The following is a 24,321-nucleotide window of genomic DNA, read 5'->3' as shown; positions in this document are numbered from 1 at the left end:
GGCGGGAAGATGCAAGTACCGCTGGGGATCTCAGAGACAGTCAGGCCCTCATCGTCGGCAAGCCAACTCCCACAGGATTCAGGCCTGGCACAAAACTGTGGGAGCTGGCTTGCCAACGATGAGGCCGGTTGCCTCAATACAAATCCCCGCATCTACACTTTACGGATGACGGTTGCGCACTAAACCCGCAAAATGCAACGATTCCGGCAATTATCGACGACGGTTCCACGAGAACCGTCGCCAAAGCCATCGTTCCAATCAGACTGGGCCTGCTGACTCTATGCGAATGCGCCTTATGTTACTGGGCGGCGGAAATGCCCTTGGGCAGGCGCTGATTCGCCTCGGTGCGGAAGAAGATATCGGTTTCCTCGCCCCCCGCCCGCCCGAAAACGGCTGGGATGCCGCGAGCCTCACCCAACTGCTCGACGACACCCGTCCCGATGCGTTGATCAACCTCGCCTACTATTTCGACTGGTTCCAGGCCGAGAGCGTCAGCGAAAGCCGCATGAGCGGTCAGGAACGCGCCATCGAGCGTCTGGCCGAACTGTGCCAGCACCACAACATTGTCCTCGTGCAGCCGTCGAGCTATCGCGTGTTCGACGGCTCGCGGGCCACGGCCTACAGCGAAAAAGACGAACCGGTGCCGCTGGGCCTGCGCGGTCAGGCCTTGTGGCGCATCGAGCAAAGTGTGCGCGCGACCTGCCCGCAACATGTGCTGCTGCGTTTCGGCTGGCTGCTCGACGACAGCCCGGACGGCACCCTCGGACGCTTCCTCGCCCGTGCGGAACAACCCGAAGAGTTGCTGCTGGCCGATGATCGTCGCGGTAATCCGACTCCGGTCGATGACGCCGCGCGAGTGATCATCTCCGTGCTCAAGCAACTCGACTGCGCCGCGCCGCTGTGGGGCACTTACCATTACGCCGGCCACGAAGCGACCACACCGCTGGCGCTGGGCCAGGCGATTCTCACCGAAGCACGCAGCCTGCATCCGCTGGCGATCGAAGCACCGACCGCGCAGGCCCACGCCGCGCGCCCGGACGCCGCCGAAGAACCGCAACACGCGGTGCTGGCCTGCAAGAAGATTCTCCACACTTTCGGGATCAAGCCGCGCGCCTGGCGTGCCGCGCTCCCGGGTCTACTGGACAGGTTTTACCGACATGGCTGAAGCAACGGTTCTAATCACCGGCGGAGCAGGATTCATCGGCTCGCACCTGACCGACGCCTTGCTCGCCAAGGGCTATGCGGTACGCGTGCTCGACGACCTGTCGACCGGCAAGCGCAGCAATCTGCCGATGGACAATCCCAAGGTCGAACTGGTGGTCGGCGATGTCGCCGATGCCGCTTTGGTCGCCCGCGCCATGCAAGGCTGCAACGCTGTCGCGCATCTGGCGGCCGTGGCCTCGGTGCAGGCCTCGGTGGACGATCCGGTGAAAACCCACCAGAGCAATTTCATTGGCACCCTGAATGTCTGCGAAGCCATGCGCCTGGCCGGGGTCAAACGTGTGGTGTACGCCTCCAGCGCGGCGGTGTACGGCAACAATGGCGAGGGCGAGTCGATTGATGAAGACACGCCAAAAGCGCCGCTGACACCCTATGCCTCGGACAAACTGGCCGGTGAGCAGTACTTCGATTTCTACCGTCGCCAGCATGGCCTGGAACCGGCAATTTTTCGCTTCTTCAACATCTTCGGCCCACGCCAGGATCCCTCCTCGCCGTATTCCGGGGTGATCAGCATCTTCAGCGAACGCGCGTCGAAAGGTTTACCGATCACCGTGTTTGGCGATGGCGAGCAGACTCGCGATTTCCTCTATGTCGGTGATCTGGTCGATTTGCTGGTGCAGGCGCTGGAAAAGCCTGATGTACAGGAAGGCGCGGTCAATGTTGGCTGGAATCAGGCGATGAGCCTGAAGCAGATGCTCGAAGCTTTGAAATCGGTAATCGGTGAGTTGCCGCCCGTGAGTTACGGGCCGGCGCGCTCGGGTGATATCCGCCATTCGCGAGCCGATAACCGACGCTTGCTGCAGCGCTTCGAAATGCCGCCGCAGACGCCGATGAGTGTGGGCTTGGCGCGCTTGCTCGGGCGCGGATGAAGCAAGCTTTCGGACATGAAAAAGGCGCCCTTCATCAGGCGCCTTTTTCACGGCCGGAATATCGCTATCCCTGTGGCGAGGGAATGTTATCCCCCGATCGACTGCGTACGGTCGTCGTCAGGTCTGTGCCTGCCCGCCACCAAGCCTCATTCACCACCACGTGAACGTTCGGTAAAAATCAGCTTAGAACTTATAGCCCAGACCGACCATGTAGATGAACGGATCGACATCCACATTCACCCGTGCGCGGGTGCCGGGGGCGACAGCATTGTTCTCGACGGTCGCGCGGGTGTCGATATCGATGTAGCGCACTTGGGCGTTGAGCATGATGTTGTCGGTGATCATGTAGTCGGCGCCGACCTGCCAGGCCAGGCCCCAGGAGTTTTTCGCCTTGAAGTTGCTGAAGCCGTTGGCGCTGGCTTCGCTGCCGACGTGTTCGTCGTAGATCCAGGTGTAGTTGATGCCACCACCCACATACGGCTGGAAGGCCGATTTCGAATCCAGTGGGTAGTAGACGACGCTGAGGGTCGGCGGAAGGTGCTTCAGCGTGCCGAGCTTGCCGTTGGCGGCGGGCAGGGCGGTGCCCTTGAGCTTGACGTCATGCTCGAACGGCGTGGCTGCCAGCAGTTCGATACCGATGTTGTTGGTGAGCATGTAGGCGAAGTTCAGACCCAGTTGGGTGTCGCTGCTCATGGTCGCCTTGCCGCCCAGATTGGTGCCGCTCAGCGGACCCTGATCGACCTTGACGCTGGAGCTGTCGGCCTTCGGGTTGACGGTGATCGCGCCAGCGCGCACAAGGATGTCACCGGCTTCGTGGGCGTGGGCGAGCGGGGCTGCGAGCGCGAGGGCAAACAGCGGGGCGCTGAGCAAGGACTTGTTCATGGGGGCTCCGAAAGGACATAAAAATTCGATGTCCTAGGGTACGAAGCCGTCTGATACGGTGTTTTGACTCAGCTCAATGAAACAGTGAAGGGGCGGGGTTTCTGTGAAACCTTTGAAGGCCTATTCGCGAGCAGGCTCGCTCCCACCTTGGAATGTGATCACCTGTGGGAGCGAGCCTGCTCGCGAAGACGATAGACCGGCCAATACAAAACTACCGGGAATTACTCCGGCAGTTCATACGCATAAATCTTCTCCGCCTCCATCTGATACCCGGCATCGGCCAGCTCACTGCTCGAGGCTTTCACCTGCAACGGTCCTTCAACCCAATACGGCTGATACAGCTCATCGAGCTTCACACCCAGTTCGCTTTTCACATGGACGATCTGGTTCGACGGCGGTGGCGGTACGTGGATGCAGGCGCCGAAATACGGCACCAGCAAAAAGTCGGTGGTGCGCCCCTCTTCGCTGACTTCCAGCGGCACGATGTAACCGGGCAGGCGAATGTTCTGTCCGTCGAGGCTCTTCACGACCGGCGCATTCGGCATGTCCTGCTTGGCCGCTGGTGCGGACTCGGCGGAGAGTGCGTCGCCCATCTTCGACAGGTCGTGCAGCGGGGTCATGTTGGGTACTTCCGGCGCGGCGTCCGGCGGGATCATTTCCGACCAGGTCAGGTCTTTCGGCGCCGCCGCCCACACGGGCAGGGCGACCAGCATCAGCAGCGCAAGCAGGGCGCGGGGCATGGTGAACATCCTCATAAACGGATCGACAGGCCATCGGCCAATGATTGGCGATACGCGCGCCAGGCCGGCACGCTGCCCATCAGCAGCGCGGCCGCCAGAATGCCACCGAGCAGCGTCCATTCATACTCGCTCGGCCATGCCAGCGGCAGGTACAAACCGTAATTGGCCTGCACGTACCCTTGCGCAGCGGCGATGCCGACGTACAGCAACGCCAGCCCGGCAATCACCCCGGTCAGGGCCAGGGCGAAAGCTTCCAGCACCAGCAGACTTGCGATGTGCCACGGCCGCGCGCCCACCGAACGCAGAATCGCCATCTCGCGGCGACGTTCGTTGAGGCTGGTGAGAATCGCCGTGAGCATGCCGATCAACCCGGTCAGCACGACGAACAGCGAGACCACGAACAAGGCTTTCTCGGCCGTGCTCATCAGGCTCCACAATTCCTGCAAGGCCACGCCCGGCAGGATCGCCAGCATCGGTTCGCCACGGTATTCGTTGATCTCGCGCTGCAAGGCGAAGGTGGATATCTTGCTGTTGAGGCCGAGCATGAACGCGGTGATCGCTTGCGGGGTCAGGTCCATGTTGCGCGCCTGATCAGCGTTGATCCGCCCGTTGCCGCGCGCCGGCACACCGTTGTGCCAGTCGATGTGAATCGCCTCCATGCCGCCGAGGCTGATGTGCAGCGTGCGGTCCACCGGGGTGCCGGTACGCTGGAGGATGCCGACCACGGTGAAGGGTTTGTCGTCGTGCTTGACCAGGCTGATCGCCGCCACGCCGTGGGCCAGTACCAGTTTGTCGCCGAGCTTGTAGTGCAGCGCTTCGGCGACTTCGGCACCGAGCACCACTTCGAAAGGATCGGTGGCAAACGCGCGACCGTCGGCCAGCGCCAGGTGTTGCTGGCGCCCGTACTGGTAGTGCTCGAAGTAGGCTTCGGTGGTGCCCATCACGCGATAGCCGCGATGGGAATCGCCGAGGGACATGGGGATTGCCCACTTCACTTTCGGATTGTTGGCGAAGTGTTCAAAGCTGTCCCAACGGATGTTGTTGGTAGCGTTGCCGATGCGGAACACCGAATACAGCAGCAGGTTCACCGACCCCGAACGAGCGCCGACGATCAGGTCAGTACCGCTGATGGTGCTGGCGAAACTCGCCTTGGCTTCGGTGCGCACACGCTCGACGGCGAGCAGCAGACACACCGAAAGAGCGATGGCGAAGGCGGTGAGCAATGCGGTGAAGCGGCGGTTGGCCAGGCTGGCCATGGCCAGACGAAACAGATACATCTCAGACCTCGGCGGACGTGGCGGCGCGATTGAGTTCGGCCAGGGACAGATGACGGTCGAACAGCGGCGCCAGGCTCTGGTCGTGGCTGACGAACAACAGACTCGATCCGGCCTCGCGGCACTCGGCAAACAGCAGGCGAATGAAGTTCTCGCGGGCGTCGTAATCCAGCGCCGAGGTCGGCTCGTCGGCGATCACCAGTTCCGGTTGGCCGATCAAGGCGCGGGCGGCAGCGACCCGTTGTTGCTGGCCGATGGACAAGGAGTCGGCGCGACGACCGAGCAGGCTTTCGTCCTTCAGACCCAAGTGCGCGAGGAGGGTGGCGGCGGCCTGATCGACGCTGCCGTGGCGCTGTTTCGCCCGTTGCGCACGCAGTTTCGAGAAGTGACACGGCAACTCAACGTTCTCGCGCACCGAGAGAAACGGCAGCAGGTTGAATTGCTGGAAAATGTAGCCGGTGTGATCGACGCGAAATGTATCGCGCTTGCCGGCAGAGAGCTCGGTCAGCTCCTGGCCGAGCAGGCGAATGCTGCCGCGACCGGGCTTCTGCACTCCGCCGAGCAGGCCGAGCAGGGTGGTCTTGCCGCTGCCGCTGGGGCCTTTGAGGAACAGGGTTTCGCCGGCTTCCAGACGAAACGCCGGGATGTCCAGCAGCGGCGGGTGACCGGGCCAGTTGAAGCCAAGGTCGGAAAGTTCGATGAGTGCTTGGGTCATGGCACCGATTTCATGGTTGGACACGGACCCCTGTAGGAGCTGCCGAAGGCTGCGATCTTTTGATCTTGATCTGCACAATCAAAAGATCGCAGCCTTCGGCAGCTCCTACAGGGGATCTTCATTCGCTTCAGAATTTCAGCTCAGCCGATTTCGCCGTCACTTCGCTACCTTGCTGGCCGGTCGCGCTGATCAGTTGTACCTGAATCTTCTGCGTCGCCGGGAAGGTCTTGAAGACGTTCGTCAGGTTCAGCGTGTTCAGCTCCCCCGGTGTGGCGCAGCTGAACTGGTAATGCGCATGAATTTCGCTGTGGTCGTGGTGATGCTCGTGACCGTCCTTGTCCGCTTCATCTTCGTCGTGATCATCGGCGTCCGGCTTGTCGCCGAACAGCGGGCTTTCCAGTTCCTGGCTGACCACCTTGCAACCGGCCGCAGCGGGCAGACTGAACAGGGCCAATGGTTTTTCCAGCTGCGCCCGAGCGGCAGCGACTTTGGCCTTGTCGGCATCCGACGTGGCGGCGTGTTCAAAACCCACCAGATTCATCGCCGGGCTTTCCAGCTCCAGCTCCAGGGTCTGACCATCCAGCGCGGCGTTCAGGCGACCCACACCATGTTCGTGAGCGCCGAGGCTGCCGTGCTCATGATCATGATCATGATCATGATCGTGCTCATCAACCGCATGGGCAGCGGCCAGCGGCAACAGGGCAAACGGCAAAGCGAGCAACAGACGACGCATGACGGACTCCGAGAAAAATGAAAAGTTTGTTATGTAATCTTATAACGAAAGTGCGCAGAGTGTGCCCGTGCGCTTGAGATTGCGCAAGACATGGCTAAGCACCGCCCGGGATGAGTTCGCGGGCGGTGCTGGGATTGGATGTCATGCTTGCAGAATCAGAAGCCTGCGCCGGGATAGTCGAACCAATAGTGTCCCGAAAGAACATCGTTGATCAGATTTGCGTCGAGCACGCTCGGGGCATCGCGACTGAAACGCTGTCGCCAAGCCGGAAGCCACCAGTAGTTGATGGCTGTTCCGCGCGGAAATACCACCAGAGTCAGCACCTCCTTATCCATTTTGCCCTGCGTGTAGAGTTGATGACTGCGATCCATCAGGGCCATGTACTGGTCGATTGGCAGTCTGAACATAAGTGCCATGGTGAAGATTTTTTCACTCTGACTGAACGCCGGACTCTGGAGTACCCGCAATGCTTCGCAAGTGTGTGAATTCGGTTGACTCGCTATGCTCTGGCCTTCGGGGGTTGAAAGTATGTCGAAACGATCATCCATGTCTCGCCAGTCGGTCCGGCTATTGCGCTCAAAGTAATCACGAATAACAAGGGTCAGTGGACCTGCAGTTTCCCCGTCAGCGGGACAAGCCGAAAGATCGGCAGGCAACCAGATGCGCCATGCCACGATGAGCAAAAACGGAATTATGAGGAGGAGCGAATAAGGGCGTTTCATTGTGGCGTGCTGTGTTTATAGCGTCGGAAAATAGTGAAGTCATGGTCGCTGGGATTTGCATTACCGGTCGCATGGCGAAAACCTGCGTCGTTAACTTCAACTTTTTCCCACCCTGCAGAAATGCATACGCCCTTCGTTAGAACGAAGCCGACATGGCCGCTGGCGTCGGAATAATTCATTGCGTAAGCGCCGACGTCCCCGGGCAACGGCGTGCGCTCGACTTTCCAGCTGTTGAGCAATCGTTGTCCATTCGCCCATTCACCCGCGAGCGGAGGACTAACCTTGGAGAAATATGGCAGGTATTTCGATTTGCCATGTTCAATCAACGCCACGTTGACCCCAATTGCGGTCAGCACGTCGTAGACGAACAGATTGCATTTATTTGTGTTTGGTGGAAATTCCACGCTCTGCCTGAGAGTAGGGTGTGGCAGCGACTTTTTGCTTTTATTCCCTGCCCACTGTGTTGATCCCCGGTGTGATAGCGCCTCCATCAGTATCCTGCGCGGCATGTCCTGAATGACGACTTTCACCGTTCGGGTTTCATTTGTACGTTTCACACCATATTCGACTTCGTAGAACGCGTCGTTCGAGACAGCGCCGCTGGTCGTTAGCGGGACTTTTACCCACGGTGATATCGCTACGATCGAAAGAGACTTCCCTGGATTCAACGTAGCAGTGTGCATACCTTTTTTTGTACCGGAGTTCCCCACAATCTGAACCGTCACTTCGTGGGTGTCTCGGGTTTTGATCGACGGTAGTTCCTTGCCCGCGAGCGTTATAGCGATCTGGCCGTTTTTGGACATCAATGAATAAATGCGAGGCCTGTCATCGTTTTGAACGATGTTGTCATCTACGACCTGACCGTCGATAAGCAGCTGAAATTTTACGCCTGGCGGTGGCTGCATCAGAAAGTCTTTAAAGATGAGTTTGATTTCCGATTTCATGACAAATCCTGTGTCAGGGGCTCTTCATAGGCATAGAAAGTCCATTCGGAATCTTCCCCTACCAACAGGGTGTCGTAATCCGAAGCGTTTTTTACCGGGTGTTCGCAGCCTTCGCCTGTGAGGTTGCAAGTGCTGTCTTGTAAAACGGCAACCTTCGCCTTGTCCTTGAGTTTGTAAGCCAAACCTGGCTTTTCCGTGTCATCGAGGCGTTCGATGATGACCTGCAAGTAGCGATAAGAGGTCAGGGCAGCAATCGGTGGCCCCATGTCAATTGGAGCGGGCCGGCCAATTCCTGCAAAACCACTGTGTTGCTGAGTGAGCAGCTTATTGGTCATGGGCGGACAACCGCAGGCGACGTAGTCACCCTCTAGCGCAGCTGGTCCGGCAGGTAAAATCAGCGTTCTTTCACCCACTGCTACGATGGGGCCTTTGCCAGGCCCACAGACCGGACAACTGGCGAGTTGTCCAATGGAAGCGATTATTCTTCCTTCGATATTGAGGTTCTCATTTCCTTCAAGTATCACGCCACCTGTAGAGGTCGGGCCTCCTTTAGAGGCCAGTTTTCGTCCTGAAGACATTGGGAATCCTTCCCGCAAAAAAGAGATTAATTTAGCCGATTAACCGGGAATTACCAGATGTGTTTGGCGCCCTTTACTTGGCGTTGCACAAGTCCCGTGGGAGCATGCAGGTCAGAAAAGTGCAGGAGCGAACTTGATGTTGCGGATACGCGGAACGGTCGGCGAGTTGCCGGTGGATTTGACGGTGGAGCTGGATGACAGCGATTGGGCGAGGCTGGGTTCGGCGCTGAGCGGGCAGGCGCCGATTGCGCAGTCTGAGGCGGTTGCGCCCGCTCCGGCGGCGAAGCCGGTGAATCAGGATGATGCGCTGTGGCAGGTGGCCAAAGACGTGTTGCGCAACGCCGGGCAACTTAGCGGGCCGGATCTGCTGGATCAGTTGGAGGCGCTCACCGGCAGTGCGGCAGCGGGCAAGCGTTTGCTGGTGCGTCTGCGCCATAGTTCCGATGTGAAAGTGGCGAGCGGCGGGGATACGCCGCTCTATAGCTGGATCGGGTGAGGCCTTAATACAGCGCCGCAAACACTTTGCGACGGTAAGCCGTCACCAACGGATGATCATTGCCCAGCAGTTCGAACACCTGCAGCAAGGTCTTGTGCGGCAAGCCTTCGCCGTAGCTGCGGTTGCGGATGAATAGCTTCAGCAGGGCGTCCAGCGCCGCTTCGTATTGCTGGCGCGCCAGTTGCTGGATCGCCAGTTGGTACACCGCTTCATCGTCCTGCGGATTTTGCGCCAGGCGGCTTTTCAGGTCGGCGGCGTCCGGCAGGTCGCGGGCGAGGCCGAGGAACTGGATCTGCGCCTTGGCCCCGGCGAGTGCGGCTTTGTGCTCATCGCTCTTGACCGCGTCGAGCACAGTTTGCGCTTCGCCCAGCTCACCGCGCTCGGTCAGGCAGCGTGCGTAAAGGATCAGCGCTTTGGCGTTGGTATTGTCTTCATTGAGAATGGTCACCAGCACCGCTTCCGCCTCGGCGAAGTGACCTTCGTCGAACATCGCCTGAGCCTGTTCGAACGGGTCGGCAGCGGCCGGTGGCGGCATCTGCACATGCGGTTCCAGCAGGGCGCGCACGGCGGATTCCGGTTGTGCCCCGGCAAAGCCATCGACCGGCTGACCGTCCTTGAACAGCACCACGGTCGGCAGGCTGCGGATGCCGAAGCGGGCGACGATGTCCTGCTCGATGTCGCAGTTGACCTTGGCCAGCAGCAACTCGCCCTGATAGCTCTCGGCAATGCCCTGCAGCATCGGCATCAACGCCTTGCACGGCGCACACCATTCGGCCCAGAAATCCACCAGCACCGGTTTGTTGAAGGAGGCTTCGATCACCGACTGGTCGAAATCGGCAGTCGTGGCGTCGAAGATGTACGGCGTTTGCTGACTCATGGGGGATCTCTCTAAGCGTCAATGACCGCACTATAAGGGGTGACGCAAAAGATCGCAGCCTTCGGCAGCTCCTACTTTGGAATGCGTTGCACTGTAGGAGCTGCCGAAGGCTGCGATCTTTTGGCGGCGTCAATCACGCCGCGCATGGTAGAGGCTGACATGTCTGAATTCCTCAGGCTCGGCCAGATCCGGCAAGGTCATCGCCTCGAGCATTTCAATTCGCTCATAAAGCGGATGACGAAAATCCCGCACCCGTGAATCCGCCACCAGCGCTTCGCGTCCGCGACTGAGAAACGCGTCGAGCAACGGCAGATTGGCGCGGTCATACAACACGTCGGCAACCAGAATCAGATCAAACCGATCCGCCTCGGCAAAGAAGTCCGTCGAATAACTCATCTGCACAGCGTTGAGCTCGGCGTTCGCCTTGCACGCGGCGATCGCCAACGGATCGAGATCGCAGGCCACCACTTCCAGCGCACCGGCCTTCAGCGCTGCGATGCCGGCGATCCCGGAACCGGCGCCGAAATCCAGCACGCGCTTGCCGCGCACCCACTCTGGAAACTGTGCCAGATAACGCGCCACGGCCAAGCCGCTGGCCCAGCAAAAACTCCAATAGGGCGGTTCATGCAGGATGCGCTGGGTTTCTTCCTGGCTGAATTCGCGGGCCATGTTGTCGCCATCGATCAGCCACAGCTGCAAATCGGTGCCAGGCAACGCGCAGGCTTTCAGTCTGGCGTCGCCGAGCAATTCCCCCAAGGCCTGTTGCAGGTCGAGCGGTGCTGTCATGGCGCTTTGACGAATTGCAGCTGGCCCAAAGCCTGAGTGGTCGGTTGAGTGATGGTCTGCGACGGCAGGTGCAGGATCAGTTGTCCGGACAGGCTGGCGCGACCGCGCAGCTCAACCCGTGCGCCGGCCGGAAATGCCTCGGGGTTGAAGCGCAGATGAAACGGCAGGATCTGGTTGTTGCCGATCAGGCTGGAACTGGCGAGCAATTTTTGCGGGCGATCCTTTTCATCGATCACCAGCAGCGCCAATTCGACTTCGGCGCCGGTTGGCACGCCTTGCAGGGTGCCGCTCAATTCGCGCTGATGGGCTGGCAGCGGGCCGAGTTCGGCGGCCTCTTTGGCTTTTTTCTGCGCCTGTTGCGGTGCGGGGCCTGGGGTCGGCGGTTGCGGCTTGGGTGCGTCGCTGCCACAGGCCACCAGCAGGCCGAAAAGACTGAGCAGAACAAGCGGACGTAACGGCATTGGAGGCTCCGGCAGAATGAATTCCATGGATCAGACGATCATGCCGTTCTGTATACCGCAAAGCCTATGGCTTGTCTTGCCACGGGGATGCGCTACCATGGCCCTCCCATTTTTTGTTGCCAGCCACCATGCACTGTCCCTTCTGCGGTGCCAACGACACCAAGGTCATCGACTCGCGTCTGGTCGCCGAGGGCGAACAGGTGCGCCGCCGGCGTGAATGCCTGGCCTGCGGCGAACGTTTCACGACGTTCGAGACGGCCGAACTGGTGTTGCCGCGCCTGATCAAAACCGACGGCAGCCGCCAACCGTTCGACGAAGAAAAACTCCGCGCCGGCATGCAACGCGCGCTGGAAAAACGTCCGGTCAGCGTCGAGCGCCTCGAATCCTCTCTGGTCCATATCAAGCACAAGCTGCGCGCCACCGGCGAACGCGAGGTCAAATCCCTCGTGGTCGGCGAGCTGGTGATGGCCGAGCTGCAAAAGCTTGATGAAGTCGCCTATATCCGTTTTGCCTCGGTGTACAAGCGCTTCCAGGACCTCAATGAATTCCGCGAAGAGATCGACCGCCTCGCCCGCGAACCGGTGAAAGAATGACCACCGCCGCCGAGCAGGCGATCCTCGACGCGCATTTCATGGCCCGCGCGCTGGAACTGGCGCGCAAAGGCCACTACACCACCCATCCCAATCCGCGAGTCGGTTGCGTGGTGGTGCGTGACGGCCAGATTGTCGGCGAAGGCTGGCATGAGCGCGCCGGCGAACCCCATGCCGAAGTCCACGCCCTGCGCGCCGCTGGCGAGCAGGCCCGGGGCGCGACGGCGTATGTGACCCTCGAGCCTTGCAGCCACCACGGGCGCACGCCGCCGTGTGCCGACGCCTTGGTGACCGCTGGCGTTGCCCGGGTCGTAGCGGCGATGCGTGATCCCAATCCGCAAGTCGCCGGGCGCGGTTTGCAGCGCTTGGCCGAGGCCGGTATCGCCACTGAAAGCGGGGTGCTGGAAGCAGATGCACGCAAGCTCAATCAAGGTTTTCTGAAACGCATGGAACATGGCTTGCCATTCGTGCGGGTCAAGCTGGCCATGAGTCTCGATGGTCGCACAGCGATGGAAAGCGGCGAGAGCCAATGGATCACCGGCCCGGCGGCGCGTTCTGCGGTACAGCGTTTGCGCGCTGAGGCGGCTGTGGTGCTGACCGGCGCCGACACGGTGCTGGCCGATGGCGCACGCTTGACCGTACGCGCGGACGAACTCGGTCTGGGCAGTGAGCAAACCGCGCTGGCCATGAGTCGCCCGCCATTGCGCGTGTTGATCGATGGCCGCCTGCGGGTGCCGCTGGATGCGCCGTTCTTCAAGGCCGGGCCGGCGCTGGTCGCCACCTGTGTCGCGGTCGAGGAGCAATATGCCAATGGCCCGGAATGCCTGATCGTGCCGGGTGACGACGGCCAGGTCGATCTGCATCAATTGCTCATCGAACTGGCCAGCCGTGGCACCAACGAGGTGCTGGTCGAGGCCGGGCCGCGTCTGGCCGGTGCCTTTGCGCAACTGGGGCTGGTCGACGAATTCGTGATCTTCATTGCCGGCAAGTTCCTCGGCTCCACGGCGCGTCCGCTACTCGACTGGCCGCTGGCGCAGATGAAAGATGCGCCGGAACTGAAAATCACTGAAATCCGCGCGGTGGGCGATGACTGGCGAGTCACTGCGATCCCTGTCCCTGCAGCCCGCGTATAATTCCCGGCCATCGCGTTAGCGCTGGCCTCGTTCTCAAGGAGAACCCCATGTTCACCGGCATCATCGAATCCATCGGCAGTATCCGCGCACTGACCCCAAAGGGCGGTGATGTGCGGGTGCACGTCGCAACCGGCAAGCTCGATCTGAGTGACGTCAAACTCGGCGACAGCATCGCGGTCAACGGCGTTTGCCTGACCGCAGTCGAATTGCCGGGCGACGGCTTTGCCGCCGACGTCAGCCGCGAAACCCTTGATTGCACCGCGATGAATGACCTGAAAAGCGGCAGCCCGGTCAATCTGGAAAAAGCCCTGACCCCGACCACTCGCCTTGGCGGGCATCTGGTCAGCGGTCACGTCGATGGTGTCGGCGAAGTGGTCTCGCGCAGCGACAACGCCCGCGCCGTGGAATTTCGCATCCGCGCGCCGAAAGAGCTGGCCAAGTACATCGCCCATAAAGGCTCGATCACCGTCGACGGCACCAGCCTGACCGTGAACGAAGTCGATGGCGCCGAATTCATGCTGACGATCATTCCGCACACCCTCAGCGAAACCATCATGGCTTCATACAAGCCGGGCCGCCGGGTGAATCTGGAAGTCGACCTGCTGGCGCGTTATCTGGAGCGTCTGCTGCTGGGCGACAAAGCCGCCGAAAAGACCGCCGGCAGCACCATCACCGAAAGCTTTCTGGCCCAAAACGGCTACCTCAAATAATTCAAAAGAAGGGGGTGCCTTGTGGCGCTCAATAGCATCGAAGAACTGGTTGAAGACATCCGCCAAGGCAAGATGGTCATCCTCATGGATGACGAAGACCGCGAGAACGAAGGCGACCTGATCATGGCCGCCGAATGCTGCCAGGCCGAACACATCAACTTCATGGCCAAGCACGCCCGTGGCCTGATCTGCATGCCGATGAGCCGCGAGCGCTGCGAACTGTTGAAGCTGCCCCTGATGGCGCCGCGCAACGGTTCCGGTTTCGGCACCAAGTTCACCGTTTCGATCGAAGCTGCCGAAGGCGTGACCACCGGCATCTCCGCCGCTGACCGTGCGCGCACCGTGCAAGCGGCTGCCGCCAAAGACGCCAAGGCTGAAGATATCGTCAGCCCGGGCCACATTTTCCCGCTGATGGCCCAGGCCGGCGGCACCCTCGCTCGCGCCGGCCACACCGAAGCCGCCTGCGACCTGGCGCGCATGGCCGGTTTCGAGCCGAGCGGAGTGATCTGCGAAGTGATGAACGACGACGGCACCATGTCCCGTCGCGCTGAACTCGAAGCATTCGCCGCCGAACACAACATCAAGATCGGCACCATCGCCGACCTGATCCACTACCGGATGATCCACGAACGTACCGTTCAGCGGATTGCCGAGCAGCCGCTGGACAGCGAACTGGGCCAATTCAACCTGGTGACCTATCGTGATTCGGTGGAAGGCGACGTGCACATGGCTCTGACGCTGGGCACTGTCTGCGCTGAGGAGCCAACGCTGGTTCGCGTGCACAACATGGACCCGCTGCGCGACCTGCTGATGGTCAAGCAACCCGGTCGCTGGAGCCTGCGCGCCGCCATGGCTGCGGTCGCCGAGGCCGGCAGCGGTGTGGTGCTGCTGCTCGGTCACCCGCTCGATGGCGACGTGCTGCTGGCGCATATCCGTGAAACCGGTGAGCAGGCAGCGCCGAAAAAACCGACCACTTACAGCATTGTCGGTGCCGGTTCGCAGATCCTGCGTGACCTCGGCGTGCGCAAAATGCGCCTGATGTCGGCACCGATGAAATTTAATGCGATATCCGGTTTCGATCTGGAAGTTGTAGAATACGTGCCCTCCGAATAATGACCGGCTGTTTCCGGACTCCGATTCGCGGCAAATAATCACTGAGGGGCGCGTAGCAGACGCGTCCCGGCTCTTTAAGAGAACTGACGAATGACCCTGAAGACCATCGAAGGTACCTTCATCGCCCCCAAAGGCCGCTACGCTCTGGTAGTGGGCCGCTTCAACAGCTTCGTGGTTGAAAGCCTGGTCAGCGGTGCCGTTGATGCCCTGGTTCGCCACGGCGTGAGCGAAAGCGACATCACCATCATCCGCGCACCGGGCGCCTTCGAAATCCCGCTGGTTGCGCAGAAAGTCGCCCAGAAAGGCGAGTTCGCAGCGATCATCGCCCTTGGCGCGGTCATTCGTGGCGGTACTCCGCACTTCGAATACGTGGCTGGCGAGTGCACCAAAGGCCTGGCCCAGGTCTCCATGGAATTCGGCGTACCGGTCGCGTTCGGCGTGCTGACCGTCGACTCCATCGAGCAAGCCATCGAACGTTCCGGCACCAAGGCCGGTAACAAAGGTGCCGAAGCTGCCCTGTCCGCTCTGGAAATGGTCAGCCTGCTGGCACAGTTGGAGGCCAAGTGATTAGCGACGAAAGCGATCGTTTCAACCCGCGCGATCCGAAACCTGCGGATGCCGGCAAGCCGTCGAAGAGCGCCAAGCGTCGCGAAGCCCGTCAGCTCGCGACTCAAGCGCTGTACCAGTGGCACATGGCTCGGCAATCGCTGAACGAGATCGAAGCGCAGTTTCGCGTTGATAACGATTTCACCGATGTCGACGGCGCCTACTTCCGTGAAATCCTTCACGGGGTTCCGCAGTTCAAGACCGAAATCGACACTGCCCTGACGCCTTGCCTGGATCTGGCGATCGAAGAGCTCGACCCGGTTGAACTGGCGGTTCTGCGTCTGTCGACCTGGGAACTGCTCAAGCGCGTCGACGTGCCTTACCGCGTTGTGATCAACGAAGGTATCGAGTTGGCCAAAGTGTTCGGTTCGACCGACGGCCACAAGTTCGTCAACGGCGTGCTCGACAAGCTGGCCCCGCGCCTGCGTGAAGCTGAAGTGAAGGCGTTCAAGCGCTGATCGGCGCTTGAATACTTTTTCTCGGCCATGGGCGAGTTTGAGCTGATCCGCAATTTCTTCGCCGCCGCGCCTTGTGCGCAGGGCGGCGAAGGCGTTGCTCTGGGGATCGGCGACGACTGCGCCTTGCTGGCGGTTCCCGCTGGGGAACAGCTGGCGGTTTCTACCGATACGCTGGTGGCCGGTGTGCATTTCGCCGACCCCTGCGATCCGTTTCTGCTCGGTCAGCGCTCGCTGGCCGTCGCGGTCAGTGACCTGGCCGCCATGGGCGCCGCGCCCGTTGCCTTCACCCTTGCCCTGACCTTGCCGACGGTGACTGCCGATTGGCTGCAAGCCTATGCCCGGGGTTTGAACCGCATGGCGCAAAGCTGCGGCGTCGCGCTGGTCGGCGGCGATACCACGCGCGGACCGTTGAGCCTGACGGTCACCGTGTTCGGCCGCGTACCCGCTGGCCAGGCCTTGACCCGCAGCGGTGCGCAGGCCGGTGATCTGCTCTGCGTCGGCGGCGAACTGGGCAATGCAGCCGGCGCCTTGCCGCTGGTTTTGGCTCAACGTGATGCCGAAGCGCATATCGCCCAGCCGCTGCTCGAGCATTACTGGTCGCCACAACCACAACTGGCCCTCGGTCAGGCCCTGCGCGGCAAAGCCACGGCGGCGCTGGATATCTCTGACGGCCTGCTCGCCGATTGCGGACATATCGCGCTGGCGTCGAAGGTGCGACTTGAGATTGAACGCGAGCGTGTACCGTTGTCGGATGCTTTAGTCGCGTTTCTCGGCCAGCGCGGTGCCGAGCGCGCGGCATTGAGCGGTGGTGATGATTACGTACTGGCCTTCACCTTGCCGTCCGCCGAGTTGCCGGCACTGCTGGCCGACGGCTGGCCGATCCATGTGATCGGCCGTGTGCTGCCGGGCCAGGGCGTGCTGCTGCTGGACCGCGACGGGCGCGACATCACTCCGCAGATTCGCGGCTACCAACATTTTCAGGAGACACCGTGACAGATCACCCGAAACAGGTCCCTGCCGAATTCGTGCCTCCTTCGGTCTGGCGCAATCCGTGGCATTTCCTAGCGTTCGGCTTCGGCTCCGGTACCTTGCCAAAAGCGCCGGGCACGTGGGGCTCGCTGGTGGCGCTGCCGTTCATTCCGCTGTGGCAGATGCTGCCCGACTGGGGCTACTGGCTGATGCTCGGCATCACCATGCTGTTCGGTTTCTGGCTGTGCGGCAAAGTCGCTGACGATTTGCGCGTGCACGACCACGAAGGCATCGTCTGGGACGAAATGGTCGGCATGTGGATCACCCTGTGGCTGGTGCCGGAAGGCTGGTACTGGTTGCTCGCGGGTTTTCTGGTGTTCCGCTTCTTCGATATTCTCAAGCCGTGGCCGATCCGCTGGATCGACAAGCACGTGCATGGCGGCGTCGGCATCATGCTCGACGACGTGCTGGCCGGTGTGTTCGCCTGGCTGGCGATGCAAGGGCTGGTCTGGATATTCGCCTGATTCGACTCACGTGAGGAAACACGCAATGCTGCGACGCGGGTTGGCGCTGCTGCTTCTGGCTCTGCTGGGCACGTTCGCCCATGCGCAGGCCGCCGCGCCTGTGCCTGGGGTGATCCATCTGGCCAGCGAAGACTGGGAGGATTACACCGCCGCCGACGGCCATGGTCTGGCCTGGGACGTGTTGCGCAAAGTGTTCGAGCCGGCCGGGGTCAAGCTGGATATTCGCACGGTGCCGTACACCCGTTCGATCGGGCTGGTGCAGTTGAAGGAGGTCGACGCACTGGTCGGCTCCTACCGCGACGAAGCCGAGCACGTGCTGTACCCGCAATCGAAGTTCGATTCTGATCACATCTACGCGCTGGGCCTGGCCAGCAGCCCGCCGCCGACCCAGGCGACCCTGGGCAAATATCGGTTGGCCTGGGTGCGCGGCTACCGCTACGAAAACTACTTGCCGAACATCCAGCGCTTCAACCAGATCGAACGACGTACCGGCATTCTGCTGATGCTCAAGCAGGGGCGGGCGGATTACTACATCGATGCGCTGACCGAGATTGAAGCGGTCGTGCGCGATGCCGGGGATCCAGCGCAGTATCGCTATTCGCATCTGGCTGAGTTGCCGCTGTTTCTCGGTTTCGCCGATACCCCTCAGGCTCGCGCGTTGATGGCGCTGTATGACCGGCGCATGGCGGAGCTGGTCAAGAGCGGAGAGTTGAAGCCGGTCTTCGAGAAGTGGCAGCAGCCGTATCCGTTCAACCCGAACTGAAGCCCAACGCGAATCCCTGTAGGAGCTGCGGCACGCTGCGATCTTTTGATCTTGATATCAAGCCAGATCAAAAGATCGCAGCCTCGTTGCACTCGACAGCTCCTACAGGGAGCGGCGGTGCTGGCGCCAGTGTCATCAAACTTTTTGATGGTTATGCCCGATAATTCAGCCTAAGCGTCCACAGGAACCTGCTGTTACAATGCCCGCCTGCGAATTTTCAGTCTTCTAGATCAGGAGCACATCGGTGCCTGTCGTCTTCGTCGCCGCTTCCAAGCTGCCAACGCCTTTTGCGCAATTCACCATGCACGGCTTTCTCGATGAGAGCACCGGGCGTGAGCACGTCGTGCTGAGCCTCGGTGAAATTGCCGATGGCGCCCCGGTACTCGGTCGCCTGCATTCCGAATGCCTGACCGGCGATGCCTTGTTCAGCCAGCGTTGCGACTGCGGCTCGCAATTAGAGGCAGCTTTGCAGGCGATTGCGCGCGAAGGCCGTGGCGTGTTGCTGTATCTGCGTCAGGAAGGGCGCGGCATCGGGCTGCTGAACAAGATCCGCGCCTACGAATTGCAGGACGGCGGCGCCGACACCGTGGAAGCCAACGAGCGTCTGGGCTTTGCTGCCGATCAGCGCGACTACGCCATGTGCCTGCCGATGCTCGAACATTTGGGCGTGAAATCCCTGCGCCTGATGACCAACAACCCGCGCAAGGTCAAAGCGCTGACCGACATGGGCATCGTCGTCGCCGAGCGCGTGCCGCTGCACACCGGGCACAATCCGCACAACAAACTCTATCTGGCGACCAAGGCCAGCAAGCTCGACCACATGATGGGCAACGAGCATCAGGGCGAGGTCGACCGCGCGTGACCCGTGGCCAGGTGCGGCGGCGGTTGTCGGTGGCCTGGTGGCAATACCTGGCGCTGGCGCTGTTGCCGCTGTTCGTGCTCAACGCGCTGTTCGGTGAAGGCCAGGGCCTGCTGCCGGTGCTGGCAATGCCCTTGTTCATCGCCGGCGTCGCCTCGATGTTTGTCAGCCTGAAGTATTTCGCCCGCTACAAACACGCCCTGATCGCCACGCAAAAAGCCCTCGATACCGCCGAAGAACCCGCCGCCTGGATTGCCCTTGCGGCGCGTCGGCGTACGGCGTTGCTGGTAGCGTCCTTGCCGGCCTGGATTGGCGCACTGGCGGTGTTCGTCGGCCTCGAAGCCGTGCCGTTGATGCTGCTGGCGCTGTCCACCGCCGTGCTGTTCTACCTCTATCGTATTCCGCGTCAACTCGGTTGATGCATCGCCTGTGGCTGGCGGTTCTGCTGCTCGCCCTGAGCAGCCCGGCGCTGGCCGCACTGCGTGTGGTCAGCCTCGCCCCCTCACTGTCTGAAATCGTCGTTGAACTGGATTCCGCTGACCTGCTGGTCGGCGTACTGGATGCGGGCGAGCGGCCGGCGGCGATAGCGGATGTTCCATCAGTGGGCCGCTACGGCCAGCTCGACATGGAGCGCTTGCTCAGCCTGAAACCGGATTTGCTGCTGCTCTGGCCCGGCAGTGTTGGCGCGGGGCAGCGTGATCAGCTCAAGCACCTGAACATTCCGACCTTCGTCGCCGAACCGCACACGTTGACGCAACTCGCGGCGCAGATCGAAGCCATTGCCGAACAGCTCGGGCGTCCTGAACGCGGGGCGAAACGGGCGGCCGAATTGCGCAAACAACTGGATGACCTTCGTCAGCGTTATCGTCGTGATGTGCCGCTGCGGGTGTTTTATCAAGTCTGGGACAAACCGCTATACACCGTGGGTGGCGGGCAGATCATCAGCGATGCGCTTGAGGTGTGCGGCGCGCGCAATGTCTTCGCCGAGCTGAATCTGCCGGCACCGCAGGTGAGTATCGAGGCGGTATTGCAGCGTGATCCGGAAGTGATTGTCGCCGGTGATCAGGCGCAGCTAGGGGCGTGGAAAACCTGGCCGCAGGTGGCGGCGGTCAGGCAGGGGAGACTGCTATTGGTCAGTGACAAAGGTCTGGAAAGGCCCAGTGGTCAGATGATCAGTGCGACCGCCAAACTCTGCCAATTGATCGCGCCGGACATGTAGGAGCTGCCGAAGGCTGCGATCTTTTGATCTTGATCTTCAGCGCTCTTGGCACCTTCAAAAGCAAGGTCAAAAGATCGCAGCCTTCGGCAGCTCCTACAGGGAATCAGTGAACTTCAGGGGTCCACGTCACCCCGAACATCCACACCCGACCTTCCTCACGATAGCCATACTGCGCGCCTTCATAGCTGTAGTTCGCCCGGCTGTAGCCCTTGTCCAGCAGGTTATCCACCTTCAGATCCAGCTTGATCTCACGGTTCAGCGCCCAACTGCTGCGCAGCCCGAGCGTGCCGTAGCCACCCAGCGACTGGGTGTTGTTCAAGTCATCGTAACTGCCGCTGACCAATTGCCAACTGGCGCCGAGTCCCAAGCGATCGAACTGCCGATCCACATCCCAACTGGCCGTGCGCCGCGCCCGCCGTGCCAGTGTGTGCCCGGTATCGCGATCACGTGGATCAATGATCGCTACGCCAAGATTGCTCTGCCAGCCAAACAGCTCGTGCTTCAGTGCCGCTTCAAAGCCATTGATCCGCGCTGACGCAACGTTCTGTGGGCGTGAGTTGCTGCCGAAGATGATCGCGTCTTCCAGGTCGGTACGGTAAATCGAGGCTTCCAGCCGCGCGCTGTCGCTCAACTGGCTGCGCCATTGCAGTTCGTAGCTTTTCGAAGTTTCCGGTTTCAGGTCGGGATTGCTGAAATCCGGGTAGTACAGGTCGTTGAAGGTCGGCGCGCGGAAACCTTCGCTGTAGCTCAGCAGCACGTCGTTATCCGGATTGAGCGGCAGGGTGAAAGTGCCGCTCCAGGTGTTCTGGCTGCCGAACTGCTGGTTGTCGTCGTGGCGCAGGCCGATCTCGGTGGAGAAGCTGTCGGCCTGATAGCGATGCTGGATGAACGCTGCGCGATTCCAGCGGCTGTCCTCGTCAAACGCAGTGCTGCTGTTGACCCGGTCTTCGTACCAGTCGCCGCCCAGAATCAGGCTGTTGCGAGCGTCCAGCGTCAGGTCGTTCTGCCAGTTCACCGAGTCGCGATAAGTGTTGAACACCGTGCGCTCGTCGCTGAGCTTGTCGAAGGTCTTTTCGCGGTTTTCGCTGTGGCCGAATTCGATGCGGGTTTTCCAGGTTTCGTTGACCCGCGCATCGACATAACTGCTGAGGCTGCTGACATTGAAATCACTGTATGGCTGCTGTTGCACCGACTCGAAAGTGTCCATGTCGAAGCGGCCGAACGGGTTGTCGAATTCGCTCCTGCCACGGTTATCCAGCAGATTGGCGCCGACTTCGACGTCATCGGTCAGCGCGTGGCTGAGGCTCAGGCTCAGGGATTTGTTGCGGTAGGCGTCATGGTCGCTGTCGCTTGGATACGACTCGTGGGTACGGTCGAGCCCGGCCGTTTCGTCGAGGCTGGCGCCGAGGTTGAAGCGGGTTTTGTCGTCGCCGCCGGACAAGCCGAGGCTGCGTTCCCATGTCTGCTGACTGCCGAAGCCCAGATGCAGGCGTGGCTGCAAGCCTTGCTCGGTGCCGCGCCTGGTGAAGATCTGGATCACCCCGCCAATCGCGTCGCTGCCGTAGATCACCGAACGCGAACCGCGCAGCACTTCAACGCGCTCGATCTGCTCGATGTTCAGATGTTGCAGGTTGCTGTCGCCGGAAGTCGAGTTGCCGATGCGCTGGCCATCGACCAGCACCAGGCTCTGCGCTGATTGCGTGCCGCGAATGTAGATCCCCGGCAGACTTCCGCGCCCGCCGGTCTGCGCGACTTGCACGCCGGGCACGCGCCGCAGCAGATCGGGCACGTCGCTTGGTTGCAGGCGATCGATGTCTTCGCGGGTGAACACGGTGTTGGCGGCGCTGCTGTCGTTGCGCGCCTCGACCTGACGATTGGCGCTGATCAGCGTGTCCGGCAGCTTCAGCGCCTGATCGCGTTCGAATGTATCGGCAAGGACGCTGGCGGTTGGCAGCAGGAGGAAGGGCAGGGCGAGGCGGGAGAGGTTCATGGCAATCTATGGTCTTTGCAAAACCATGTAGGAGCTGCCGAAGGCTGCGATCTTTTGATTTTGCTTTTTAAAGGTTCCGGAGCTGCCGAAGAGCAAGATCAAAAGATCGCAGCCTTCGGCAGCTCCTACAAGGGATTGCGTCAGCTGTTGAGCAAATCCAGCCGCTGGCGAATCGACGCTTCGATCCCGGCCTCATCCAGCCCGCACTCGGCGAGCATCTGCGCCGGTTTCGCATGCTCGACATAGATATCCGGCAAGCCCAGATGCAGCATCGACTTGAGGATGTTCTCGCGGGCGAGGAATTCGCTGACCGCGCCACCGGCGCCGCCCATGATTGCGTTCTCTTCGATGGTCACCAGCAACTCGTGGTTGCCGGCGATCTCGCGTACCAGCGCTTCATCCAGCGGTTTGACGAAACGCATGTCGACCACGGTGGCGTCGAGCTTCTCGGCAACTTTCAAGGCTTCGCTCAGTTGCACGCCGAACACCAGCATGGCGACCTTGCTGCCCTGACGACGGACGATGCCCTTGCCGATTTCGATCGGTTCGAGATCTTTTTCGATGATTGCATTCGGCCCGCTGCCGCGTGGGTAACGCACCGCCGCCGGGCCGTTGTAGAGGTGGCCGGTGGTGAGCATCTTGCGCAGTTCGTTTTCATCGCTCGGGGTCATGATGAGCATGCCCGGGATGCAGCGCAGGTACGACAGGTCGTAGCTGCCAGCGTGGGTCGGGCCGTCTTCGCCGACCAGGCCGGCACGGTCGATGGCGAACAGCACGTCGAGGTTCTGCACGGCGACGTCGTGTACCAGTTGGTCGTAACCGCGTTGCAGGAATGTCGAATAGATCGCCACCACCGGTTTCGCACCTTCGCAGGCCATGCCGGCAGCGAAAGTGACCGCGTGCTGCTCGGCAATCGCCACGTCGAAATAACGCTCGGGGAAGCGCTCGCTGAACGCCACCAGATCCGAGCCTTCCTTCATCGCCGGGGTAATTCCGACCAGACGAGCGTCAGCCGCCGCCATGTCACACAGCCACTCGCCAAACACCGCCGAATACTTCGGCCCGCTGACGGCTTTCGGCGCAGCGGCGGGGGCGTCCAAAGGTTCGAGTTTGGTGATGGCGTGGTAACCGATCGGGTCGACTTCCGCCGGGGCGAAGCCTTTGCCTTTCTTGGTGACGATGTGCAGGAACTGCGGGCCTTTGAGATCGCGCATGTTGCGCAGCGTGGCGATCAAGGTGGGCAGATCGTGGCCGTCGATCGGGCCGATGTAATTCCAGCCCAGCTCTTCGAACAGGGTGCCAGGGACCAGCATGCCCTTAGCATATTCTTCGGTGCGACGGGCGATTTCCCAGGCGCCGGGCAGGCGCGAAAGGACTTTCTTGCTGCCCTCGCGCATGCTCGCGTAGGTGCGGCTGGAAAGGATCTTCGCCAGATAATTCGACAACCCGCCGACGTTGCGCGAGATCGACATATCGTTGTCGTTGAGGATCACCAGCATGTTGGCGTTGACTTCAGGCGCATGGTTGAGCGCCTCGAAAGCCATGCCGGCGGTCAGCGCGCCGTCGCCGATCACGGCGATGGCCTTGCGATCGCTGTCCTGCAGGCGGGCGGCAATGGCCATGCCCAGCGCGGCGCTGATCGAAGTGCTGGAGTGGCCGACGCCAAAGGTGTCGTACTCGCTCTCGGAGCGGCGCGGGAACGCGGCAATGCCGTCCTTTTGACGCAGGCTGGCCATGCGCTCGCGGCGACCGGTGAGGATCTTGTGCGGATACGCCTGATGCCCGACGTCCCACAGCAGACGGTCGTCCGGGGTGTCGAAAACGTAATGCAGCGCGATGGTCAGCTCGATCACGCCCAGGCCGGCACCGAAATGCCCACCGGTCTGGCCGACCGTGTAGAGCAATTCCAGGCGCAACTCATCGGCCAGGGTTTCCAGCTCGGCTTCGCCTAACCGGCGCAGGCCGTCCGGCGTGTTCGCGCGGTCGAGCAGGGGCGTGGTCGGGCGCTTGCGGGGAATCTCATGAAACGTCGTGGGCATCAGGCGAATCGTTATAGGTATAAAAGATGCGGCAGTTTACCTGATGCATC

The 24,321-nt window shown here is 61.1% G+C and carries 28 protein-coding genes; 15 read left to right on the top strand and 13 right to left on the bottom strand.

All coding sequences use genetic code 11. The annotated features are described in order from the left end of the window. Positions 1-280: 280 nt before the first annotated feature. Together D8U60_RS17380 and D8U60_RS17375 are read left to right on the top strand one after the other, a co-directional pair. Positions 281-1,165 carry a sugar nucleotide-binding protein gene (locus tag D8U60_RS17380; protein ID WP_038860943.1) on the top strand — a complete coding sequence of 295 codons (885 nt, stop codon included), beginning with the start codon at positions 281-283 and terminating at the stop codon, positions 1,163-1,165. Beyond that, entirely contained in the window at positions 1,158-2,090 is a 933-nt protein-coding gene (locus D8U60_RS17375) for an NAD-dependent epimerase/dehydratase family protein (RefSeq protein WP_130900583.1), read from the top strand. Before D8U60_RS17380 ends, D8U60_RS17375 begins: the two co-directional genes overlap by 8 nt. A gap of 183 nt (positions 2,091-2,273) precedes the next feature. On the opposite strand, the gene D8U60_RS17370 is transcribed toward D8U60_RS17375, so the two are convergent. The 8 genes from D8U60_RS17370 to D8U60_RS27925 form a co-directional block, all read right to left on the bottom strand. Further along, the gene (locus D8U60_RS17370; RefSeq protein WP_024014503.1) at positions 2,274-2,972 is read right to left on the bottom strand and encodes an OmpW family outer membrane protein; all 699 of its coding nucleotides are present in this window, start codon (positions 2,970-2,972) and stop codon (positions 2,274-2,276) included. A gap of 221 nt (positions 2,973-3,193) precedes the next feature. Next, positions 3,194-3,712 (bottom strand): DUF3299 domain-containing protein, encoded by a 519-nt coding sequence (locus tag D8U60_RS17365; RefSeq protein ID WP_024014502.1) that lies wholly within the window; start codon positions 3,710-3,712, stop codon positions 3,194-3,196. Positions 3,713-3,723: 11 nt separating this feature from the next. After that, complete coding sequence (locus D8U60_RS17360; RefSeq protein WP_130900582.1) at positions 3,724-4,989, bottom strand: ABC transporter permease; 1,266 nt, start codon at positions 4,987-4,989, stop codon at positions 3,724-3,726. A 1-nt stretch (position 4,990) separates the two neighbouring features. Further along, positions 4,991-5,701: an ABC transporter ATP-binding protein gene (locus D8U60_RS17355; protein ID WP_073475782.1), complete on the bottom strand. Its 711-nt coding sequence runs from the start codon at positions 5,699-5,701 to the stop codon at positions 4,991-4,993. A gap of 127 nt (positions 5,702-5,828) precedes the next feature. After that, on the bottom strand, positions 5,829-6,434 hold the full coding sequence (locus D8U60_RS17345) for a DUF2796 domain-containing protein (RefSeq protein ID WP_130900581.1): 606 nt from the start codon (positions 6,432-6,434) through the stop codon (positions 5,829-5,831). A 155-nt stretch (positions 6,435-6,589) separates the two neighbouring features. Beyond that, a complete protein-coding gene (locus D8U60_RS17340) occupies positions 6,590-7,156 on the bottom strand; it encodes a hypothetical protein (RefSeq protein WP_024014498.1) in 567 nt (188 codons plus the stop codon). Then, positions 7,153-8,100 (bottom strand): CHAP domain-containing protein, encoded by a 948-nt coding sequence (locus D8U60_RS17335; RefSeq protein ID WP_024014497.1) that lies wholly within the window; start codon positions 8,098-8,100, stop codon positions 7,153-7,155. The genes D8U60_RS17340 and D8U60_RS17335 overlap by 4 nt, the downstream gene beginning before the upstream one ends. Next, positions 8,097-8,678 (bottom strand): PAAR domain-containing protein, encoded by a 582-nt coding sequence (locus D8U60_RS27925; protein WP_225930982.1) that lies wholly within the window; start codon positions 8,676-8,678, stop codon positions 8,097-8,099. The genes D8U60_RS17335 and D8U60_RS27925 overlap by 4 nt, the downstream gene beginning before the upstream one ends. A gap of 136 nt (positions 8,679-8,814) precedes the next feature. Here D8U60_RS27925 and D8U60_RS17320 point away from each other — a divergent pair, with 136 nt between their 5' ends. Next, positions 8,815-9,174 carry a hypothetical protein gene (locus D8U60_RS17320; protein WP_130900580.1) on the top strand — a complete coding sequence of 120 codons (360 nt, stop codon included), beginning with the start codon at positions 8,815-8,817 and terminating at the stop codon, positions 9,172-9,174. 4 nt (positions 9,175-9,178) lie between these two features. On the opposite strand, the gene trxA is transcribed toward D8U60_RS17320, so the two are convergent. The 3 genes from trxA to D8U60_RS17305 form a co-directional block, all read right to left on the bottom strand. After that, the gene (trxA, locus tag D8U60_RS17315) at positions 9,179-10,051 is read right to left on the bottom strand and encodes a thioredoxin (protein WP_016772977.1); all 873 of its coding nucleotides are present in this window, start codon (positions 10,049-10,051) and stop codon (positions 9,179-9,181) included. A gap of 129 nt (positions 10,052-10,180) precedes the next feature. After that, positions 10,181-10,837, bottom strand: coding sequence for a 50S ribosomal protein L11 methyltransferase (locus D8U60_RS17310; protein WP_130900579.1), 657 nt, complete (start codon positions 10,835-10,837; stop codon positions 10,181-10,183). Then, entirely contained in the window at positions 10,834-11,298 is a 465-nt protein-coding gene (locus tag D8U60_RS17305; RefSeq protein WP_130900578.1) for a YbaY family lipoprotein, read from the bottom strand. The genes D8U60_RS17310 and D8U60_RS17305 overlap by 4 nt, the downstream gene beginning before the upstream one ends. A gap of 128 nt (positions 11,299-11,426) precedes the next feature. Here D8U60_RS17305 and nrdR point away from each other — a divergent pair, with 128 nt between their 5' ends. The 12 genes from nrdR to D8U60_RS17245 all read left to right on the top strand — a co-directional run bounded on the left by nrdR (position 11,427) and on the right by D8U60_RS17245 (position 20,242). Further along, positions 11,427-11,891: a transcriptional regulator NrdR gene (gene nrdR, locus D8U60_RS17300; protein ID WP_007910946.1), complete on the top strand. Its 465-nt coding sequence runs from the start codon at positions 11,427-11,429 to the stop codon at positions 11,889-11,891. Beyond that, a complete protein-coding gene (gene ribD, locus D8U60_RS17295; RefSeq protein ID WP_130900577.1) occupies positions 11,888-13,021 on the top strand; it encodes a bifunctional diaminohydroxyphosphoribosylaminopyrimidine deaminase/5-amino-6-(5-phosphoribosylamino)uracil reductase RibD in 1,134 nt (377 codons plus the stop codon). The genes nrdR and ribD overlap by 4 nt, the downstream gene beginning before the upstream one ends. Before the next feature lie 47 nt (positions 13,022-13,068). Then, positions 13,069-13,731 carry a riboflavin synthase gene (locus D8U60_RS17290; protein WP_016772981.1) on the top strand — a complete coding sequence of 221 codons (663 nt, stop codon included), beginning with the start codon at positions 13,069-13,071 and terminating at the stop codon, positions 13,729-13,731. A 21-nt stretch (positions 13,732-13,752) separates the two neighbouring features. Beyond that, positions 13,753-14,844, top strand: a complete 1,092-nt coding sequence (gene ribBA / locus D8U60_RS17285; protein WP_039761895.1) for a bifunctional 3,4-dihydroxy-2-butanone-4-phosphate synthase/GTP cyclohydrolase II — start codon at positions 13,753-13,755, stop codon at positions 14,842-14,844. Positions 14,845-14,934: 90 nt separating this feature from the next. Continuing rightward, complete coding sequence (gene ribE / locus D8U60_RS17280) at positions 14,935-15,411, top strand: 6,7-dimethyl-8-ribityllumazine synthase (protein ID WP_003228649.1); 477 nt, start codon at positions 14,935-14,937, stop codon at positions 15,409-15,411. Then, a complete protein-coding gene (nusB, locus tag D8U60_RS17275) occupies positions 15,408-15,908 on the top strand; it encodes a transcription antitermination factor NusB (RefSeq protein WP_024014489.1) in 501 nt (166 codons plus the stop codon). The genes ribE and nusB overlap by 4 nt, the downstream gene beginning before the upstream one ends. 27 nt (positions 15,909-15,935) lie before the next feature. Next, positions 15,936-16,901, top strand: coding sequence for a thiamine-phosphate kinase (gene thiL / locus D8U60_RS17270; RefSeq protein WP_024014488.1), 966 nt, complete (start codon positions 15,936-15,938; stop codon positions 16,899-16,901). After that, positions 16,898-17,401 (top strand): phosphatidylglycerophosphatase A, encoded by a 504-nt coding sequence (locus tag D8U60_RS17265; protein WP_024014487.1) that lies wholly within the window; start codon positions 16,898-16,900, stop codon positions 17,399-17,401. The genes thiL and D8U60_RS17265 overlap by 4 nt, the downstream gene beginning before the upstream one ends. Positions 17,402-17,426: 25 nt before the next feature. Then, complete coding sequence (locus tag D8U60_RS17260) at positions 17,427-18,164, top strand: transporter substrate-binding domain-containing protein (protein ID WP_130900576.1); 738 nt, start codon at positions 17,427-17,429, stop codon at positions 18,162-18,164. A 244-nt stretch (positions 18,165-18,408) separates the two neighbouring features. Continuing rightward, complete coding sequence (ribA, locus tag D8U60_RS17255) at positions 18,409-19,026, top strand: GTP cyclohydrolase II (protein WP_024014485.1); 618 nt, start codon at positions 18,409-18,411, stop codon at positions 19,024-19,026. After that, complete coding sequence (locus D8U60_RS17250; RefSeq protein WP_073475718.1) at positions 19,023-19,442, top strand: MFS transporter; 420 nt, start codon at positions 19,023-19,025, stop codon at positions 19,440-19,442. The genes ribA and D8U60_RS17250 overlap by 4 nt, the downstream gene beginning before the upstream one ends. Then, positions 19,442-20,242 carry a cobalamin-binding protein gene (locus tag D8U60_RS17245; protein ID WP_122700408.1) on the top strand — a complete coding sequence of 267 codons (801 nt, stop codon included), beginning with the start codon at positions 19,442-19,444 and terminating at the stop codon, positions 20,240-20,242. The genes D8U60_RS17250 and D8U60_RS17245 overlap by 1 nt, the downstream gene beginning before the upstream one ends. 103 nt (positions 20,243-20,345) lie before the next feature. On the opposite strand, the gene D8U60_RS17240 is transcribed toward D8U60_RS17245, so the two are convergent. After that, positions 20,346-22,232, bottom strand: a complete 1,887-nt coding sequence (locus D8U60_RS17240) for a TonB-dependent receptor (protein WP_130900575.1) — start codon at positions 22,230-22,232, stop codon at positions 20,346-20,348. A 140-nt stretch (positions 22,233-22,372) separates the two neighbouring features. Continuing rightward, positions 22,373-24,271 carry a 1-deoxy-D-xylulose-5-phosphate synthase gene (gene dxs / locus D8U60_RS17230; protein ID WP_130900574.1) on the bottom strand — a complete coding sequence of 633 codons (1,899 nt, stop codon included), beginning with the start codon at positions 24,269-24,271 and terminating at the stop codon, positions 22,373-22,375. Positions 24,272-24,321: the final 50 nt, after the last annotated feature.

Origin of the sequence: Pseudomonas sp. Sample_11 (assembly GCF_004307505.1) — a bacterium.
In the GTDB taxonomy this organism is placed as follows: Bacteria; Pseudomonadota; Gammaproteobacteria; order Pseudomonadales; family Pseudomonadaceae; genus Aquipseudomonas; species Aquipseudomonas atacamensis.
The sequence above is the reverse complement of the archived record's forward strand: the minus strand, read 5'-3'. Positions and strand labels throughout refer to the sequence as shown.

Excerpts from the sequence above, each read along its gene's own strand:
- trxA (WP_016772977.1), bottom strand. The coding sequence starts at position 10,051 with ATGAGTCAGCAAACGCCGTACATCTTCGACGCCACGACTGCCGATTTC.
- D8U60_RS17305 (WP_130900578.1), bottom strand. The coding sequence starts at position 11,298 with ATGCCGTTACGTCCGCTTGTTCTGCTCAGTCTTTTCGGCCTGCTGGTG.
- D8U60_RS17340 (WP_024014498.1), bottom strand. The coding sequence starts at position 7,156 with ATGAAACGCCCTTATTCGCTCCTCCTCATAATTCCGTTTTTGCTCATC.
- D8U60_RS17345 (WP_130900581.1), bottom strand. The coding sequence starts at position 6,434 with ATGCGTCGTCTGTTGCTCGCTTTGCCGTTTGCCCTGTTGCCGCTGGCC.
- D8U60_RS17290 (WP_016772981.1), top strand. The coding sequence starts at position 13,069 with ATGTTCACCGGCATCATCGAATCCATCGGCAGTATCCGCGCACTGACC.
- D8U60_RS17245 (WP_122700408.1), top strand. The coding sequence starts at position 19,442 with ATGCATCGCCTGTGGCTGGCGGTTCTGCTGCTCGCCCTGAGCAGCCCG.
- ribE (WP_003228649.1), top strand. The coding sequence starts at position 14,935 with ATGACCCTGAAGACCATCGAAGGTACCTTCATCGCCCCCAAAGGCCGC.
- D8U60_RS17320 (WP_130900580.1), top strand. The coding sequence starts at position 8,815 with ATGTTGCGGATACGCGGAACGGTCGGCGAGTTGCCGGTGGATTTGACG.
- D8U60_RS17355 (WP_073475782.1), bottom strand. The coding sequence starts at position 5,701 with ATGACCCAAGCACTCATCGAACTTTCCGACCTTGGCTTCAACTGGCCC.
- ribD (WP_130900577.1), top strand. The coding sequence starts at position 11,888 with ATGACCACCGCCGCCGAGCAGGCGATCCTCGACGCGCATTTCATGGCC.
- nrdR (WP_007910946.1), top strand. The coding sequence starts at position 11,427 with ATGCACTGTCCCTTCTGCGGTGCCAACGACACCAAGGTCATCGACTCG.
- D8U60_RS17380 (WP_038860943.1), top strand. The coding sequence starts at position 281 with ATGCGAATGCGCCTTATGTTACTGGGCGGCGGAAATGCCCTTGGGCAG.
- thiL (WP_024014488.1), top strand. The coding sequence starts at position 15,936 with ATGGGCGAGTTTGAGCTGATCCGCAATTTCTTCGCCGCCGCGCCTTGT.
- dxs (WP_130900574.1), bottom strand. The coding sequence starts at position 24,271 with ATGCCCACGACGTTTCATGAGATTCCCCGCAAGCGCCCGACCACGCCC.
- D8U60_RS17360 (WP_130900582.1), bottom strand. The coding sequence starts at position 4,989 with ATGTATCTGTTTCGTCTGGCCATGGCCAGCCTGGCCAACCGCCGCTTC.
- D8U60_RS17335 (WP_024014497.1), bottom strand. The coding sequence starts at position 8,100 with ATGAAATCGGAAATCAAACTCATCTTTAAAGACTTTCTGATGCAGCCA.
- D8U60_RS17240 (WP_130900575.1), bottom strand. The coding sequence starts at position 22,232 with ATGAACCTCTCCCGCCTCGCCCTGCCCTTCCTCCTGCTGCCAACCGCC.
- D8U60_RS17370 (WP_024014503.1), bottom strand. The coding sequence starts at position 2,972 with ATGAACAAGTCCTTGCTCAGCGCCCCGCTGTTTGCCCTCGCGCTCGCA.
- D8U60_RS17260 (WP_130900576.1), top strand. The coding sequence starts at position 17,427 with ATGCTGCGACGCGGGTTGGCGCTGCTGCTTCTGGCTCTGCTGGGCACG.
- D8U60_RS17375 (WP_130900583.1), top strand. The coding sequence starts at position 1,158 with ATGGCTGAAGCAACGGTTCTAATCACCGGCGGAGCAGGATTCATCGGC.
- D8U60_RS17310 (WP_130900579.1), bottom strand. The coding sequence starts at position 10,837 with ATGACAGCACCGCTCGACCTGCAACAGGCCTTGGGGGAATTGCTCGGC.
- D8U60_RS27925 (WP_225930982.1), bottom strand. The coding sequence starts at position 8,678 with ATGTCTTCAGGACGAAAACTGGCCTCTAAAGGAGGCCCGACCTCTACA.
- D8U60_RS17365 (WP_024014502.1), bottom strand. The coding sequence starts at position 3,712 with ATGCCCCGCGCCCTGCTTGCGCTGCTGATGCTGGTCGCCCTGCCCGTG.